A 16956-nucleotide genomic window follows, 5' to 3' on the forward strand; every position below is an offset into this window, starting at 1 on the left:
ACTGCCCCGTCCACCCCGTGCAAGAGGATTAACAATTCGACACATTTGACTGAGCAGCTCAGCCAGTCCTGGTGCACGCATGCGGTCCGGGTCCCGCCTCGCGATCCGCGGCACGTCAGGGTCCGTCGACGACGGCTGTGACGCGCTCTACAGCAGGTCGGCGACGTCGCAGCGCACCGTGACCGGCGCGTGTTCGCGCAGCGCGGAGGCGCGTGCCTTCTCCGCCCGCAGGGCACCGGTGACCCGCGGCGCGATCCCGAAGCCGAAGAACAGCAGCGCACGGTAGGGCCGGTTCCCGCCGCGCTCCGAGGAGCGGGCGGCGTCGGCACCGTCCAGAGTGGCGGCGTCGTTGGTGACGGTCTCAGCAAGGTCGGCGCCATTGCCGGGAGTCTGCTCCACCGGTGCGGGGCCAACCACACGAACGGGCTCGGGCAGCGCGAGGTCCCGCAGGGTGGCCTCCACGGCATCCCGCGGGCCGGTCAGCGCCGCTGTCCGCACAGCCGGTGGCAGACCCAGCTCGTGGCGCTCCCGCAGCTCTCGCTCTGCGTGCCCAGCCGGGTCCCAGCGCACGAGTGCCGAGACGGCACGGTCCAGGTCCGCCGTGACCACCACGGTGCCGCCGTCGGAGGACGCCCGCACCAGGGCGGCGGCGTTGAACCACCGGCGCAGGGTCTGCTCCTCCGCACGCAGCCACGGCCGGGCAAGCATCCGGTTGCCGTCCAGCAGCAGCGCGGCGGCGTAGCCGCCGTCCGCGACGGGCTCCGCTCCCGGAGTCGCCACCACGAGCGCCGGGGCGGACCCCACCCGGGTCCGCACGGTGCGGTCGCTCGACGAGATCACGGGCACCTGCGGGAACGAACGGCCCAGCTCCTCCGCGGTTCGGGACGCCCCCACCGTGCTCAATCGCACCCGGGTGAACCCACACTCCACGCACCGCCAGTCATGGGCGTGACGCCCGCACCACGTGCACACCGGCACGGCGTGGGCGGAATCCAGCGCGAGGGGCCCGTCGCATGCCTGGCAGCGCGCGGGCGTACGGCACCGCTGGCAGGCGAGCACGGGAGCATAGCCCTTACGCGCCACCTGCACGAGCACGGGCCCGGACTTCAGGGCCTCGCGTGCCACCCGGAACGCCTCGTGCGGCAACCGGGCGCGCGCCGCGAGCGGGTCGAGGGCGGTGTTGTAGGAATCGGAGGTCGCTTCGATGCGCGGGGAGAACCGGCGCAGGTCCGCGCGATCTGGTGCCACGCGCGCCGCCCACCCTGTGGCCACGAGCCGCAGCACCTCGGGACTCACCGCGTACCCCGTGAACAGTGCGGCCATACCCTGTTGCTGGGTGCGCAGCAACAACACGTCCCGCGTGTGCTGGTAGGGGGCGCGCTGCTCCACGAAGTTCACGTCCCCGTCGTCATGACAACACACGAGCGCGAGGTCCTGCACCGGCGCGTACGCGGCCGAGCGCGTGCCCACAGCCAGGCGCTTCTTCCCGAGTGCGAGCTCGAGGAACCCCCGGTAGCGGGGCGTGGGTCCGTCGTCGGCGTGCAGGCGGACGACGGCGTCCTCCCCCACCAGCTCGCACAGCGCCCGTTCGAGCCGCTCCAGTGCCTTATGGTCCGCGACCACGCCCACAGCCCCGCGACCAGCGGCGTACGCGGTGGCCATGGCACTCGCGGTCAGCCCCGCCCAGTCGTGGTCCTCGGCCGAGGGCAGTACCTCCACGACCGCGCGCACCGGCTCACCACGCCCCACGGACGCCACGAACTCCAGGCCGCCCGTGTAGTGCTGCCAGCCGGTCGTCCCGGGCTCCACGGGGGATGAGGGCGCTCGGCCGGGCTCGGGCGCCGCGGTCGGGTCCGCATCGGCAGCGCCGTCGGAAGCGGGGCCCGCTGATAGGTCGGCCGGCACCGCGGCGTCGTCGTCCGCATTCACGACGCCCGTCTCGGAGGTCTCGGCGGCTTCGGGAGCCGCGAGCTCCTTGTCCACCCGCGCGACCCGCGGGGCGATCGCGACCCGCAGGACGTCCGCGACCGTGCCCGCGCAGCGTTCGGCCACGGCCTGCGCGAGCTCGACGATCTCGGGGCGGGCCACCGGCAGCGGCGTGAGCACACGGCGGATGGGCAGCAATCGGTCCTCGGGGACGTCCGTGTGGGCCACGCGATCCACGACCCACCCGGACATCTTCCGTCCCGCGAAAACCACCGAGACCTTGGACCCCACGACCGCCTGGTCGTCGAGGGCAGCGGTCACGCGGTAGTCGAAGACCCGGTCCAGGTGCGGGACGTGGGCCTCGAGCAGGACCTTGGCCACGGGGTCGCACGCCGCGCGACCCTCGGAGCCCAGGGCCTTTCGGGGCAAAGTACGCGGCTGGACCGGGGGTGCGGCCTCGGGCAGACCCGCGAGCGCGAGCTGCTCACCGGACGTGTCCCGCTCGGGGGTGTCCCGGTCCGCGGGGACGGAACCCGCAGTCGCGGAGTCCGGGCGCGCGGTGCCCGCCGACTCCAGCCTGGGAGACTCCGGCATGACGGGCTCCGTCCCGGCGGGGTCGGGACTCACAGCCCCGCGGCGGAACGCAACTCCTGGACCCGGTCCGTGCGCTCCCACGTGAAGTCGGGGTCGTTGCGGCCGAAGTGACCGTGGGCGGCGGTCTTGGCGTAGATGGGTCGCTTGAGGTCCAGGTCCTCGATGATCGCCAACGGCCGCAGGTCGAAGACCTCGGAGATCGCCTGCTCGATCCGCGCGGGGTCCGCGGTCTCGGTGCCGAAGGTCTCCACGTACAGGCCCACGGGACGGGCCTGGCCGATCGCGTAGGCCACCTGGACCTCGGCGCGACGGGCCAGTCCGGCGGCCACGACGTTCTTGGCGACCCAGCGCATCGCGTACGCGGCGGAGCGGTCCACCTTGGAGGGGTCCTTGCCGGAGAACGCACCACCGCCGTGGCGGGCCATGCCGCCGTAGGTGTCCACGATGATCTTGCGCCCGGTCAACCCGGCGTCCCCCACGGGCCCGCCGCGTACGAAGTTGCCCGCGGGGTTGACGATGATCTTGGTCGCGGACAGGTCCAGTCCGGAATCCTCCAGGACGGGGCTGATCACGCTGGTCGTGAGATCGCGCGTGAGCTGGTCCAGGTCGTAGTTCTCCGCGTGCTGGGAAGAGACGACCACGGTGTCCACGGAGACGGGGGTGTGCCCGTCGTAACCCAGGGTCACCTGGGTCTTGCCGTCCGGGCGCAGACCGGGCAGCACCGCGGTCTTGCGCACCCGGGTGAGCTGCTCGGACAGCCGGTGCGCCAACAGGATGGGGGCGGGCATGAGCGTGTCGGTCTCGTCCGAGGCGTACCCGAACATGATGCCCTGGTCCCCTGCGCCCTGCGCGTCCCGGGGGTCACGCGCGGCACCGGTACGCTCCTCGAGGGACGTGAACACACCCTCGTAGATCTCGTTGGACTGCTCGCCCACGCTGATGGACACACCGCAGAACTCGCCGTCGAAACCGTGCACGGAGGAGTTGTACCCGATGTCCAGCAGGGTCTTGCGCACGATGTGGGGGATCTCCACGTACGCGTCCGTCTTCACCTCGCCCGCCACGTGCACGAGGCCCGTGGTGACCATGGTCTCCACGGCCACCGAGGAATTGGGGTCCTCGGTCAGCAGGGCGTCCAGGATCGAGTCGGAGATCTGGTCACAGATCTTGTCCGGGTGCCCCTCGGTCACCGACTCGGACGTGAAGATTCTCAGGTGCTTGCTCGCTTCGTTCACGGGAGACCACATTACCCGTCGGTGCGGATGTCCTCGGCGATGCGCTGCACCACGAACCTCGCCACCTCGTCCTTGGTCCCGCGCGCCCCGCGGTCCTCGCTCGAGCGGGCCGAGATCACCGTGACCTCGGTGTCGTCGCGACCGAAGACCTTGTCCGTGCCCACCTCGTTGAGCACGAGCAGGTCGCAGCCCTTGCGTTCGAGCTTGGCGCGGGCGAAGTCGAACACCGAGTGCTCGGCGTCCCCGGTCTCGGCGGCGAAGCCCACGATCAGCTGCTCGAGAGAGCGCTCGGCACGCTGGGCCACGACGGCGCGCAGGATGTCCGGGTTGCGCACCAGCCGGATCACGGGGTCCGTGCCGTCCTCGGACTTCTTCATCTTGTGCTCGCCCACGGTGTCCGGGCGGTAGTCCGCCACGGCGGCGGCCATGATCACGACGTCGGCCTCGCGCGCGGCAGCCAGGGTCGCGTCCTGCAGCTCACGTGCCGAGGACACGCGCGTGATGTCGACGCCGCTCGGCAGCTCGGTCTCCACGTGCGCGACGATCAGGTGCACGTGTGCGCCCGCGTCGAGCGCGGCACGGGCCAGGGCCACGCCCTGCTTGCCCGAGGACCGGTTGCCCAGGAAGCGCACGGGATCCAGCGCTTCGCGCGTACCACCCGCGGTGACCAGGACGCGGCGCCCGCGTAGAGCGGCGTCGTCATCGGAGACGGAGTCGGAGCTGGAGGCCGGAGCCACGAGGGCGAGTGCGGCGTCGAAGATCTCCTGCGGCTCGGGCAACCGGCCCGGGCCGCTGTCCTTGCCGGTGAGCCGACCACTGGCCGGGTCGAGGACCGTGTGGCCGTGCTCGCGCAACAGGGCGACGTTGCGCTGCGTGGCCGGGTTCTGCCACATCTCGGTGTGCATGGCCGGGGCCAGCAGCACGGGCGCGGCGGTCGCGAGCACCGTGGTGGTCAGCAGGTCGTCCGCGTGCCCGTGGGCCACCCGGGCCATGAGGTCCGCCGTGGCCGGGGCGATCACCACGAGGTCCGCGGCCTGGCCCTGAGCCACGTGGTTGACCATGTCGATCCGGTCGAACACCGACCCCGAGACGTGCTCGCCCGTGAGCGCCTCCCACGTGGGCGCGCCCACGAATTGCAGGGCGGCCTCGGTGGGCATGGGCACCACGTGATGGCCGGCCTCGGAGAACAACCGGGACAGCAGGGCGGCCTTGTATGCGGCGATGCCCCCGCCCACACCCAACACCACGCGCAACGGGGCGCTAGGCGGGGCGGGGACGGGGGCGTCGCGGCCGTGCGGGTCGGTCACTGCTCGGAGGACTCCGCGGAACCCTCGGCGGGGTCCTCGGTGTCCGTGGCCGGGGTCTCCTCGGAGGTCTCCCCCAGCTGGACGCCGTCGGAGAACACCGCGGTGCCGTCCTGCTCACCCTGGGCGAAGAAGTCGCCGGTGAACATGTCCGTGGCGGTGGGCTCGTCGCTGACCATCTGGCCGTTGGGGGTGAACCCGGCGTGGTCAACGTGCACGGCCTCGATCAGGCCCTCGTCGACCTCGCGGAACGCGATGGACAGGGGCTTCTCGTTGAGCTGGGTGTCCACGAGCGGACCCACGTACTCGAACAGACCCTCGTGCAACTGCGAGTAGTACGCGTTGATCTGGCGGGCGCGGCGGGCACCGAAGATCACGAGTCCATACTTGGAATCCGTCTTGTCGAGCAACCGATCGACGGGCGGGTTGACGATGCCTTCGTTGTTCGTGCTCACGTGTTTCATGACTCCTGTGGTGGACGGAAAAGGTGGTGCTACTGGCCGTGGGGGTTGCGCAGATCCGGGGCGGGTGACCGCCTCAACGGTGCGATGCGCTCGGCAACCCCATGAGGGCCACGAGTTCGGCGGCGGCGCGTTCCACCGTGTCGTTGACGACGGTGTGATCGAACTCGGGTTGCGCCGCGAGTTCCAGTTTAGCCGTTTCCAGCCGACGCTGCTGTTGCTCGGGGGTCTCGGTGCCCCGGCCCACGAGCCGGTGCACCATTTCCTCCCAGCTCGGCGGGGCCAGGAACACGAACTGGGCGTCCGGCATGGTCTGGCGCACGCTGCGCGCTCCCTGCAGGTCGATCTCAAGCAGGACGCTGCGCCCGGCCGCGAGCGCTTCCTCCACTTTGTGGCGGGGTGTGCCGTACCGGTTGAGGTTGTGCACGACCGCCCATTCGAGCAAGTCGTGGCGATCGATCATGTCGTCGAACTCGGCGTCGCTGACGAAGAAGTAGTGCACGCCCTCCACCTCGCCGGGCCGCGGCGCACGCGTGGTGGCCGAGACGGACAACCACACCTGCGGGTAGTGGTCCCGGATATAGGTGGACACCGTTCCTTTGCCCACGGCCGTGGGGCCGGCCAGAACGGTCACGGTGGGTGTGGGACGCACGGATACCTCCGGGAGAAGACGGTGACGGGCGAGCGGTCAGCTCGCCCGTCACTGTATCAACCGCGGGTCCTAGTGGTTGCGCCCGGGATCGTGCGGATCGGGGACCAGGGTTCAGCGGTCCAGGTAGTCCACGAGCGCCTTGCGCTGGTGCTGACCCAGGCCACGCACCCGGCGGGTGGGTGCGATCCCGATCTGCTTCATGATCGCCGCCGAGCGCACCTTCCCGATCCCGGGGGTGGCCTCGAGCAGTTCGGTGACCTTGAGGCGGCTGACGGCTTCGTCCTCCTCGCCCCTGCGCAGCACTTGTGCCACGGTGATCGACCCGTCCCGCAGTCCCTTCTTGATCTCCGCCCGCGCGGTCCGCGCCGCCGTGGCTTTCTCGCGCGCGCGTGCGCGCTCTTCGTCCGTCAGTGGCCGCAATGCCATGCCCAGCTCTCCTCCTCGTGTGACAGCGGCTCGGCCGTGCGCCTGATGGGGGGGGGGACGCACGCAAGCCGTCCCCCTGAAAGTACCGGACACGTTTGCCGCCGTAAACACGATGAACGCCCCCCTGACGTGGCCTTTCGGGCCGCCGCCAGGGGCGTTCACGGGGGTCTCAGGAGAGCTGGAGGTGCGTGCGTAGTTCCTCGGTGCTGCGGTCGATGGCGTCCCGCAGCGCGGGGACGTCGGGGCCGTGACGCAGCACACCTCGCGAGGAGTTCGCGAGCACTGTGGGCCTGACGTGCTCAAACACCGTGGCCACGGCCGCGGCGTCCGCGCCCTGGGCACCGTAACCGGGGGCAAGGATCGGCCCGTTCAGGGTGCTCAGATCGATGTCCAGGGACGCCAGGGCCTCCCCCACGGTCGCCCCGATCACCGCTCCGCACGAGCCCAGGGTGGCCACCGACGGTGACGTCACGATTTCATCACGATTGTTCCCGGCCCCCGTATTGGCGCCGGTGACACCGCGAGCGGCCGCCGCGGTGGCGCCGTCCGACGGCGCCGTCGAACCGTCCGGGGACGACGACGCCGTGCCCGGCCGGGGCTGTGCCGTCGCGTTCTCCCGGGCGATCGCGGCCAGGACGGACCCGGCCACGGACCCGGTGCCGCCCACGTGCTGGACGGACGCGCCCTCCGGGTTGGAGGTCAGCGCGAGCACGAACGTCCCGCGCCCCGTCTCACGCGCGAGGTCCAGTGCCGGGCGCAGGGACTCGAAGCCGAGGTAGGGACTCAGCGTCACGGCGTCGGCCGCGAGGGGCGAGTCGTCGGAGAGCCACGCGCTCGCGTAGGCCGCCATGGTGGAGCCGATGTCCCCGCGCTTGGCGTCCGCGATGCTCAGCAGCCCGGCCGCGCGGGACTCCCGCAGGACGCGCTCGAGCACCGCGAAGCCCGCGGAACCGTACGCCTCGAACAGGGCGACCTGCGGTTTCACGGCCGCACACCGCTCCGCCGCGGCCTCCAGGACGCCCAGCGCGAAGCGTTCGAGGCCGTTCGCCGTGGCGGGCAGCCCCCACGCGTCCAACAGGGACGGGTGGGGGTCGATGCCCACGCACAATGGACCCGCAACGGTCATCGCCCGTTCGAGGCGGGCCCCGAAGGGAACGCGCGCGAACTCAGCCACGGGTGTCCCCCGCGGCGGCCTGCTCCCGCAGCTTCTGCTCGTGCTCCTGCAGGGACGTCACGGACCACGAGTACTGCCGCTGCGCGGTGATCGCCTGCAGCGCCGCACCGAGCTCCGAGACCGTCGTCATGGTGGGCACGCCCACGGACGTGGCCGCCGCACGGATCTGGTACCCGTCGCCGCGGGCCTGCTGACCGCCGGAGGGCGTGTTGAAGATCAGGTCGATCTTCCCGTCCGTGATCAGGTCCGCGACCGAGGGGGACCCGTCGTCGGCGTCGGCGATCTTGGCCACGACCGTGGACTCGATGCCGTTGCGCCGCAGCACCTGGGCCGTGCCCCCCGTGGAGACGATCTCGAAGCCCAGGTCCGCGAACATCTTCACGGGGATCACCGCGGAGCGCTTGTCCTTGTTGGCCACCGAGACGAACAACCGCCCGGACGTGGGCAGCGGCCCGCCCGCGGCGGCCTGCGCCTTGGCGAACGCGGTGTCGAAGTAACGGTCGATGCCCATGACCTCACCCGTGGAGCGCATCTCGGGGCCCAGCAGGGAGTCCACCACGGTGCCCTCCGAGGTGCGGAAGCGCGCGAACGGCAGCACGACCTCCTTGACCGCGGTGGGGGTCTGCTCGGGCAGGGTCGTGCCGTCGTAGTCCGCGGGGAGCATCCCCTGCTCGCGCAGCTCGGCCACGGTGCGCCCGGTACCGATCAGCGCGGCGGCCTTGGCCATCTGCACGCCCGTGGCCTTGGACACGAACGGCACCGTGCGCGAGGCCCGCGGGTTGGCCTCGATCACGTAGAGCACATCTGAGGCGAGAGCGAACTGCAGGTTGATCAGACCCTTCACGCCCACGCCGCGCGCAATGGCTTCGGTGGCCTCGCGCACGCGGGAGATCACGTCCGGGCCCAGGGTGATGGGGGGCAGCACGCACGCGGAGTCACCGGAGTGGATCCCGGCCTCCTCGATGTGCTCCATGATCCCCCCCACGTAGCAGTCCTTGCCGTCGTAGAGCGCGTCCACGTCGATCTCGATCGCGTCCTCGAGGAACTTGTCGATCAGGGCCGGGCGGCTCGGGCTGACCTCGGTCGCGTTCTCGAGGTAGGACTTCAGGGACGCCTCGTCGTAGACGATCTCCATCCCGCGCCCACCGAGCACGTAGGACGGGCGCACCAGCACGGGGTAGCCGATCTCGTGGGCGATCCGGCTGGCCTGCTCGAAGGTGTGGGCCGTGCCGTTCTTGGGCTGGCGCAACCCCGCCTCAGTGAGCACGCGCGCGAACTCCCCGCGGTCCTCGGCCAGGTCGATCGCCTCGGGGGTCGTCCCGAGGATCGGCACGCCCGCGGCCTTGAGGTCCGCCGCGAGCTTGAGCGGGGTCTGCCCGCCGAGCTGCACGAAGACACCGAGCAGCCCACCCGAGCGGCGCTCGGCCTCCACGACCTCCATGACGTCCTCGAACGTGAGCGGTTCGAAGTACAGCCTCGTGGAGATGTCGTAGTCGGTCGAAACGGTCTCCGGGTTGCAGTTGAGCATCACGGTCTCGTACCCGGCCTCGCGCAACACCATGGACGCGTGCACGCACGAGTAGTCGAATTCGATCCCCTGCCCGATCCGGTTGGGCCCGGAACCCAGGATCATGACCGAAGGCTTCTCGTGCGGGGCCACCTCCGTTTCGCGGTCGTAGCTTGAGTAGTGGTACGGGGTGAACGCCTCGAACTCGGCGGCGCACGTGTCCACGGTCTTGTAGACGGGGCGGATGTCCAGCGCGTGGCGCACCCCGCGCACCACCGATTCCTCGAGGTGGACCAGCTCACCGATCTGGGCGTCGGAGAAGCCGTGACGCTTGGCCTCCCGCAGCGTGACCGGGCGCAGGTCCGGGTCCGCGCGCACCAGGTCCGCGGTCTCGTTGAGCAACTGGATCTGGTCCAGGAACCACGGGTCGATCGCCGTGGCCTCGAAGACCTGTTCCACGCTCGCACCCGCGAGAAGGGCCTGCTGCACGTTGCGCAACCGGTGGGTGGTGGTCTCGCGGCACGTCTCCACGAGCCGGGCCACCGTGTTGGGCCCGGGCTCCACGGCCGGGCGGGCGAAGCTGAAGGACGAACCCTTCTGCTCGAGCGAGCGCATGGCCTTCTGCAGCGCCTCGGTGAAGTTGCGCCCGATCGCCATGGCCTCACCCACCGACTTCATGGTCGTAGTCAGCGTGGGGTCCGCGGCCGGGAACTTCTCGAACGCGAAGCGCGGGACCTTCACGACCACATAGTCCAGGGTGGGCTCGAAGCTCGCGGGGGTCTTCTGCGTGATGTCGTTGGGGATCTCGTCGAGCGTGTACCCCAGGGACAGCTTGGTCGCGATCTTGGCGATCGGGAAGCCCGTGGCCTTGGACGCGAGCGCCGAGGAACGGGAGACGCGCGGGTTCATCTCGATGACCACGATCCGCCCGGTCGCGGGTTCCACCGCGAACTGGATGTTGCACCCGCCTGTGTCCACGCCCACTTCACGGATCACGGCGATCGCGATGTCACGCATGCGCTGGTACTCGCGGTCGGTCAGGGTCAGGGCCGGGGCCACAGTGATCGAATCGCCCGTGTGCACGCCCACTGGGTCCACGTTCTCGATCGAGCACACGACCACCACGTTGTCGTTGGCGTCGCGCATCATCTCGAGCTCGTACTCCTTCCACCCCAGGATGGACTCCTCGAGGAGCACCTCCGAGGTGGGTGAGTACTGGATCCCGGCGCCGGCGATGCGGTGCAGATCGGTCTCGTCGTACGCGAGACCCGAGCCCAGTCCGCCCATCGTGAAGGACGGGCGCACGACCATGGGGTAACCGAGCTTCTCGGCGGCGACGAGCGCCTCGTCCATGGAGTGCACGATGATCGAGCGCGCGGACTCCGCGCCGCAGCGTTCGACGACGCCCTTGAAGGCCTCGCGGTCCTCGCCCAGGTTGATCGCGTCCACGTCCGCGCCGATCAGCTCGACGTCGTACTTCTCGAGCACGCCGTTGGCGTCCAGGGCCAGGGCCGTGTTCAGCGCGGTCTGCCCGCCCAGGGTGGGCAGCACGGCGTCGGGACGTTCCTTCGCGATGATCTTCTCGACCGTCTCCGGGGTGATGGGTTCCACGTAGGTGGCGTCCGCGAACTCGGGATCGGTCATGATCGTGGCCGGGTTGGAGTTGACCAGGATCACGCGCAGCCCCTCATCCTTGAGCACGCGCAGGGCCTGGGTCCCGGAGTAGTCGAACTCGGCGGCCTGCCCGATCACGATGGGACCGGAGCCGATCACCAGGACGCTGTTGAGGTCTTGCCTGCGGGGCATTACTTGTCTCCTGCTTCCGGATCGGGGCTCTGACCGGCCCGGTCCATCATGTCGATAAAGCGGTCGAAGAGGTAGGCGGAGTCGTGCGGACCCGCGGCGGCCTCGGGGTGGTACTGCACCGAGAACGCGGGGATGTCCTCGCAGCGCAGTCCTTCCACGACGTCGTCGTTGAGCCCCACGTGGGACACGCTGACTCGCCCGTAGCGTGACTCGGGCGCGGTCACGGGCTCCCCCACGGGCGCGTCCACCGCGAAGCCGTGGTTCTGGGAGGTGATCTCCACCGTGCCCGTGGCGAGGTCCATGACCGGCTGGTTGATCCCGCGGTGGCCGAACGTGAGCTTGTACGTCCCGAAGCCCAGCGCGCGGCCGAGCAGCTGGTTACCGAAGCAGATCCCGAAGAACGGGATGCCCTCGTCCAGCACGCGGCGCAGCAGAGCCACCTGCTCGTCCGCGGTGGCCGGGTCCCCCGGGCCGTTCGAGAAGAACACGCCGTCCGGGTGCAGCGCCTGGACCTGCTCAAAGCTCACGTCCGCGGGCACCACGTGCACACGTACCCCGCGTTCGGCCAGGCGCTGCGGGGTCATGGACTTGATCCCCAGGTCCACCGCGACCACCTCGTGGCGCACCGGGGCGTCCCAGCCGTGCTCGCGCGGCTCCACCACGTAGGTCTCGTCCGTGCTCACGTGCTCGGCGAGCGCGCGGCCTGCCATCCCCGGCTGCTCGGTGACCCGCTGCACGAGCTGGGCCACGGGCTCACCGGCCTGATCGCCGGAGAAGATCCCGGCGCGCATCGCACCCTTGTCGCGCAGGTGGCGGGTCAGCGCGCGGGTGTCCACGCCCTGGATCCCGGTGATGCCCTGCTCGGCGAGCTCCTCGTCCAGGCTGCGCTCGCTGCGCCAGTTGGAGGGCCGGCGGGCGGGGTCACGCACCACGAAGCCGTTGACCCAGATCTTGCGGGATTCCATGTCGTCCAGGTTCACGCCCGTGTTGCCGATGTGCGGGGCGGTCTGGATCACGATCTGCCCCGCGTACGAGGGGTCGGTCAGGGTCTCCTGGTAGCCGGTCATCCCGGTCGCGAAGACCGCTTCGCCGAAGGCCGTCCCGGGGGCACCCCAGGCGCGGCCCTCGAACACCGTGCCGTCCTCGAGGACCATGACGGCCGGTTCGATGCGTGGTGAGTTCATGGCGAACTCCTTTCGTTGAGCGTGCCGGGAGCGTGAGGGCTCCCGGGAATTCGGTTCTCAGGCGTCCAGCAGGGCCGACGCCGCGTCCTCCAGTTGTCGGGATCCCTCACCGGTGCGCGCGCGGAAGCCGGTGTCCACGCGGGTGTCCCCGAGGTCCCAGGTCAGCACCACGAGTCCGTCGCGTTCCACGAACTTGCCGACCATCCCGGACGCGGTGGACACCGCGCGCAGATCCGCCCGTGGAATGAACACGTCCGGGGCGCCCTGGCGGTTGAGGAACACGCCGTCCGGGGCCACGATCGCCTCCGCGTTCGTGCGCACCCCCAGGTCATGCCCCGCGATACGTTCGAGCGGTTGGGCGGTGTAGGTGGTGACCACGTACATCCCGTCCACGCGCGCGGTGGCCCGCTGCAGCAGGTCCCGGGGCGCCTGGGCCGGCGCGGCCAAGCCCGCCTGGCGTCGCACCCGACCCCGCCAACCCCACCGGATCAGGGCGAAGAGCACCACGACGATCAGTATGGTCAAGAGGGTGGGTACGAGCTTGTCCGACATGGGCGGCCTTTCGTGGGGGTGGTCAGCGGGTCAGCGGCGTGGTGGGTTCGCCGTCGCGCACCACGGGGTGACCGCGGTAGAACGTGGCGCGCACACCGCCGGGCAGGGTCATCCCCCGGTACGGACTATTGCGGCCCTTGGACGCGTGGATCGTGGGATCCACGGGGGTCTGCCCGCTGGGTTCCCACAGCACGATGTTCGCGGTGGCCCCGGGGGCCAGTTCCTGGCCCTGGTCGGTCAGGCCCAGGATCCGGGCGGGGGTGCGGGACATGATCTGCGCCACGCGCTCCCACCCGATCAACCCGGTGTCCACGAGGGTCGACTGGACCACCGCGAGGGCGGTCTCCAGACCCGTCATGCCGTGGGCCGCGCAGCTCCACTCGCATTCCTTGTCCTCCGCGGTGTGCGGGGCGTGGTCCGTGCCGATCACGTCGATCGTGCCCTCGGCCACGGCACGGCGCAGGGCCTGGACGTCGTCGTCCGTGCGCAGCGGCGGGTTGACCTTGTAGACGGGGTCGAAGGTGCGCACGAGCTCGTCGGTGAGCAACAGGTGGTGCGGGGTGACCTCCGCGGTCACGGCCACGCCGCGCTCCTTGGCCCAGCGCACGATGTCCACGGACCCCTTGGTGGAGAGGTGGCAGATGTGCAGGCGGGAGTCCACGTGCTGGGTCAGCAGCACGTCCCGGGCGATGATCGCTTCCTCGGCCACCGCGGGCCAGCCCGTGAGACCGAGGTCAGCGGAGACCGCGCCCTCGTTCATCTGGGCGCCCTCGGTCAGGCGCGGTTCCTGGGCGTGCTGGGCGATGATCCCCCCGAAGGACTTGACGTACTCGAGTGCCCGGCGCATCAGAACGGGGTCGTGGACGCACTTGCCGTCGTCGGAGAACATCCGTACACCCGCGCGGGACTCCGCCATCGCGCGGATCTCGGACAGCTGCGTGCCCTCGAGCCCCACCGTGACCGCGCCCACCGGGTGGACGTCCGCCCAGCCTGCGTCGCGGCCCAGCTGCCACACCTGCTCGACCACGCCGGCGGTGTCCGCCACGGGGTGGGAGTTGGCCATCGCGAACACCGCGGTGAACCCGCCGCGGGCCGCCGCACGCGTTCCGGTCTCCACGGTCTCGGCGTCCTCGTGACCCGGTTCGCGCAGGTGGGTGTGCATGTCCACGAGACCCGGAAGGGCCACGGCGCCGGCGGCGTCGATCACGTCCGTGCCCTCGGGCACGTCCAGGGTGCCCACGGGCCCCACGGCGGCGATCACCCCGTCCGTGAGCAACAGGTCCGCGGGCTCACCGCCCTCGGGGCGGGCGTTGCTGATCAGGTAGGAGCTCATGCGGGCCACCTCAGTTCTCGCTCGGGTACGGGGAGCTCTCGTCGCCGGAGAGCAATAGGAACAACACGGCCATCCGCACGGCCACACCGTTGGCCACCTGCTCCAACACGGTGGAGCGCGGGGAGTCGGCGGCCTCTGAGGAGATCTCCAGGCCGCGGTTCATGGGCCCGGGGTGCATGAACACCGTGGGCGCACCCATGTGCTCGAGGCGCTGCACGCGCTGGGACGTGAGCCCCCAGCCGCGCGTGTACTCGGCCTCGCTCGGGAAGAACGCGGCGTTCATGCGCTCACGCTGCAACCGCAGCATCATCACGGCGTCCGGGGCCTCGGCCAGCACGGCGTCCAGGTCGTAGCCGACCTCGCACGGCCAGTCGTCCATGGCCACGGGGACCAGGGTGGGCGGGGCCACGAGCGTGACGCGTGCGCCCAGGGTCGTGAGCAACCACACGTTGGAGCGGGCCACGCGGGAGTGCAGCACGTCCCCCACGATCACCACGTGCATCCCCTCGAGGTCCATCCCGGTGCTCGCCATGCCCGTGGCCCGCGAACGCACGCGGCGCAGGGTCATGGCGTCGAGCAGGGCCTGGGTGGGGTGCGCGTGCTTGCCGTCCCCGGCGTTGATCACCGCGGCGTCGATCCACCCGGAGTCCGCGAGCTGCTGCGGGGCGCCGGAGGACGCGTGACGGATCACCACGGCGTCCGCGCTCATGGCCATGAGCGTCTGTGCGGTGTCCTTGAGCGACTCGCCCTTGGACACCGAGGAGCCCTTGGCGGAGAAGTTGATCACGTCCGCGCTGAGCCGTTTGGCCGCGGTCTCGAACGAGATCCGCGTGCGCGTGGAGTCCTCGAAGAACAGGTTGACCACGGTGCGCCCACGCAGGGCGGGCAGTTTCTTGACCGAGCGCGAGGACACGGCGGCCATCTGGTCCGCGGTGTCCAGGATCCGCACTGCCTCGGGGTAGCTCAGCTCGTTGGTCGTCAGCAGGTGCTTCATACGCGCGGCCCCTTCCCGGCGGTACCGGGGGCGCGGGCGACGTCATCGTCGGAGACCACCGGCGAGTCGATGATCACGCAGTCCTCGTGACCCCTCGCGCGCGGCTGGGGATCGGACTCGCGCAGCAGCACACGGACCTTCTCGTGGGAGGACGTGGGCAGGTTCTTGCCCACGTGATCCGCGCGGATGGGCAGCTCGCGGTGGCCACGGTCCACGAGCACGGCCAGGCGCACCGCGTTGGGGCGTCCCACGTCCACGAGGGCGTCCAGGGCCGCGCGGATCGTGCGCCCCGAGAACAGGACGTCGTCCACGAGCACAAGGGTGCGCCCGTCGATCCCGGACTCCGGGATCACCGTGGGTTGCGGGGTGCGCGCGGGATGACGCCGCAGGTCGTCGCGGTACATCGTGATGTCGAGCTGACCTGTGCTCTGTTGCGCGTGGAAGTCGGGGTCGATCTGCTCGAGCTTGGCGGCCAACCGCTGGGCCAAGGGGTAGCCGCGACGGGCGATCCCCAGCAGCACGAGACCCCGGGAGCCCTTGTTGGACTCGAGGATCTCGTGGGCGATCCGGGACAGGGCCCGGTCGATGTCGGGTGTCGAGAGAATTACGCGGGACGTCATGCTCCGCGGTGACTGCTCGGCGTGTTCGGGCACGCTCACGTGCCGCCTCCTTCCCCGCCTCACCGGACGGACTTAAAGGGTGCGATCCGTAGTCGAAGCTACCACACGAAAAACCCCGGCCCGTGGCGAGCACGGACCGGGGTGGGTTCAGTCGTCGAGCAAGGAGGGCTTGACCTTCTGCAGCCGCCCCAGCAGCCCGTTGACGAAGCGGGGCGAATCGTCCGTGGACAGCTGCCGGGCCACGGCCACCGCTTCCGCGACGGCCACGCCGTCCGGGATCTCCGAGTTGTACAGCAGCTCCCATGCCCCCACCCGCAGCACGTTGCGGTCCACCGCCGGCATCCGGTCCAGCTCCCAGCCCTGGGAGTAGGTCTCCAGGAACTCGTCGATGTCCTCGCGCCGGTCGTGGACGCCCTCGAGGATGTCCACCGTGTACGGGTTGATGGGCGAGGAGGAGTTCTCCCGCCGCCGCACCAAGGCGTCCCGGACGGATTCGTCACGTTGTTCGGCCTCGAACAGGATCTCGACGGCGCGGATCCGGGCCTTGCTCCGGGCGCCGCTCACTCGTTGACGCGTCCCAGGTAGTCACCGGTGCGGGTGTCGACCTTGACCTTGGTGCCCTGCTCGAGGAACAGCGGGACCTGGATCTGGTAGCCGGTCTCGACCGTGGCGGGCTTGGTGCCGCCCGTGGAGCGGTCACCCTGCAGACCCGGCTCGGTGTAGGTGATCTCGAGCACGACCGACGGCGGCATCTCGATGTACAGGGGCGCGCCCTCGTGCATGGCCACGGTCACGTTCTGGTTCTCGAGCATGAAGTTCGCGGCGTCCCCCACGACGGCGGCCGGCACCGTGATCTGGTCGTACGTGGAGTTGTCCATGAAGACGTAGTCCTCGCCGTCCTGGTACAGGTATTGGTACTCGCTGCGATCCACCGTGGCGGTCTCGATCTTGGCACCGGCATTGAACGTCTTGTCCACCACCTTGCCGCTGGTCACGTTGCGCAGCTTGGTGCGCACGAACGCGCCACCCTTCCCGGGCTTGACGTGCTGGAACTCGATGGTCTGCCAGAGGTTGCCGTCGAGCTTGAGGATGGTGCCGTTCTTGATGTCGTTGCTGGTTGCCACGGTGTCACTTTCTCGTCGGGAACGTCGCCGCGCGGCGGCGGGGCGCGTGGAGCCGGACCAGTCT

At 70.3% G+C, this 16956-nt stretch carries 15 protein-coding genes; all 15 read right to left on the bottom strand.

What is annotated here, in order from left to right:
* Positions 1-147 precede the first annotated feature (147 nt).
* The gene (locus tag RF650_RS09875; RefSeq protein WP_368814807.1) at positions 148-2520 is read right to left on the bottom strand and encodes a primosomal protein N'; all 2373 of its coding nucleotides are present in this window, start codon (positions 2518-2520) and stop codon (positions 148-150) included.
* A gap of 29 nt (positions 2521-2549) precedes the next feature.
* Positions 2550-3755, bottom strand: coding sequence for a methionine adenosyltransferase (metK, locus tag RF650_RS09880; RefSeq protein ID WP_368814808.1), 1206 nt, complete (start codon positions 3753-3755; stop codon positions 2550-2552).
* An 11-nt stretch (positions 3756-3766) separates the two neighbouring features.
* Complete coding sequence (coaBC, locus tag RF650_RS09885) at positions 3767-5062, bottom strand: bifunctional phosphopantothenoylcysteine decarboxylase/phosphopantothenate--cysteine ligase CoaBC (protein ID WP_368814809.1); 1296 nt, start codon at positions 5060-5062, stop codon at positions 3767-3769.
* Positions 5059-5514, bottom strand: coding sequence for a DNA-directed RNA polymerase subunit omega (gene rpoZ / locus RF650_RS09890; RefSeq protein ID WP_239318379.1), 456 nt, complete (start codon positions 5512-5514; stop codon positions 5059-5061). The genes coaBC and rpoZ overlap by 4 nt, the downstream gene beginning before the upstream one ends.
* An 82-nt stretch (positions 5515-5596) precedes the next feature.
* Positions 5597-6172: a guanylate kinase gene (gene gmk / locus RF650_RS09895; RefSeq protein WP_239318378.1), complete on the bottom strand. Its 576-nt coding sequence runs from the start codon at positions 6170-6172 to the stop codon at positions 5597-5599.
* 111 nt (positions 6173-6283) lie between these two features.
* Positions 6284-6598: an integration host factor, actinobacterial type gene (gene mihF / locus RF650_RS09900; RefSeq protein ID WP_064845875.1), complete on the bottom strand. Its 315-nt coding sequence runs from the start codon at positions 6596-6598 to the stop codon at positions 6284-6286.
* A 169-nt stretch (positions 6599-6767) separates the two neighbouring features.
* A complete protein-coding gene (gene pyrF / locus RF650_RS09905; RefSeq protein WP_368814810.1) occupies positions 6768-7772 on the bottom strand; it encodes an orotidine-5'-phosphate decarboxylase in 1005 nt (334 codons plus the stop codon).
* Entirely contained in the window at positions 7765-11085 is a 3321-nt protein-coding gene (carB, locus tag RF650_RS09910) for a carbamoyl-phosphate synthase large subunit (protein ID WP_368814811.1), read from the bottom strand. Before carB ends, pyrF begins: the two co-directional genes overlap by 8 nt.
* On the bottom strand, positions 11085-12269 hold the full coding sequence (gene carA, locus RF650_RS09915) for a glutamine-hydrolyzing carbamoyl-phosphate synthase small subunit (protein WP_064845877.1): 1185 nt from the start codon (positions 12267-12269) through the stop codon (positions 11085-11087). Before carA ends, carB begins: the two co-directional genes overlap by 1 nt.
* Positions 12270-12326: 57 nt before the next feature.
* Positions 12327-12821: a hypothetical protein gene (locus tag RF650_RS09920; protein WP_064845878.1), complete on the bottom strand. Its 495-nt coding sequence runs from the start codon at positions 12819-12821 to the stop codon at positions 12327-12329.
* A 22-nt stretch (positions 12822-12843) separates the two neighbouring features.
* Complete coding sequence (locus tag RF650_RS09925) at positions 12844-14154, bottom strand: dihydroorotase (protein WP_368814812.1); 1311 nt, start codon at positions 14152-14154, stop codon at positions 12844-12846.
* Between the two features lie 10 nt (positions 14155-14164).
* Positions 14165-15148 (bottom strand): aspartate carbamoyltransferase catalytic subunit, encoded by a 984-nt coding sequence (locus tag RF650_RS09930; protein WP_064845879.1) that lies wholly within the window; start codon positions 15146-15148, stop codon positions 14165-14167.
* Positions 15145-15807, bottom strand: a complete 663-nt coding sequence (gene pyrR / locus RF650_RS09935; RefSeq protein ID WP_368814813.1) for a bifunctional pyr operon transcriptional regulator/uracil phosphoribosyltransferase PyrR — start codon at positions 15805-15807, stop codon at positions 15145-15147. The genes RF650_RS09930 and pyrR overlap by 4 nt, the downstream gene beginning before the upstream one ends.
* Positions 15808-15915: 108 nt before the next feature.
* Positions 15916-16332, bottom strand: coding sequence for a transcription antitermination factor NusB (gene nusB / locus RF650_RS09940; RefSeq protein WP_368814814.1), 417 nt, complete (start codon positions 16330-16332; stop codon positions 15916-15918).
* On the bottom strand, positions 16329-16892 hold the full coding sequence (efp, locus tag RF650_RS09945; RefSeq protein ID WP_064845882.1) for an elongation factor P: 564 nt from the start codon (positions 16890-16892) through the stop codon (positions 16329-16331). Before efp ends, nusB begins: the two co-directional genes overlap by 4 nt.
* Between the last annotated feature and the right edge of the window lie 64 nt (positions 16893-16956).

It is taken from the genome of Kocuria sp. CPCC 205297, from assembly GCF_040981035.1.
Classification (GTDB): domain Bacteria; phylum Actinomycetota; class Actinomycetes; order Actinomycetales; family Micrococcaceae; genus Kocuria; species Kocuria marina.

Bases quoted from the DNA above. Each gene is read 5' to 3' on its own strand.
- RF650_RS09875 (WP_368814807.1), bottom strand. From the start codon at position 2,520: ATGCCGGAGTCTCCCAGGCTGGAGTCGGCGGGCACCGCGCGCCCGGAC.
- mihF (WP_064845875.1), bottom strand. From the start codon at position 6,598: ATGGCATTGCGGCCACTGACGGACGAAGAGCGCGCACGCGCGCGCGAG.
- carB (WP_368814811.1), bottom strand. From the start codon at position 11,085: ATGCCCCGCAGGCAAGACCTCAACAGCGTCCTGGTGATCGGCTCCGGT.
- carA (WP_064845877.1), bottom strand. From the start codon at position 12,269: ATGAACTCACCACGCATCGAACCGGCCGTCATGGTCCTCGAGGACGGC.
- RF650_RS09920 (WP_064845878.1), bottom strand. From the start codon at position 12,821: ATGTCGGACAAGCTCGTACCCACCCTCTTGACCATACTGATCGTCGTG.
- RF650_RS09925 (WP_368814812.1), bottom strand. From the start codon at position 14,154: ATGAGCTCCTACCTGATCAGCAACGCCCGCCCCGAGGGCGGTGAGCCC.
- RF650_RS09930 (WP_064845879.1), bottom strand. From the start codon at position 15,148: ATGAAGCACCTGCTGACGACCAACGAGCTGAGCTACCCCGAGGCAGTG.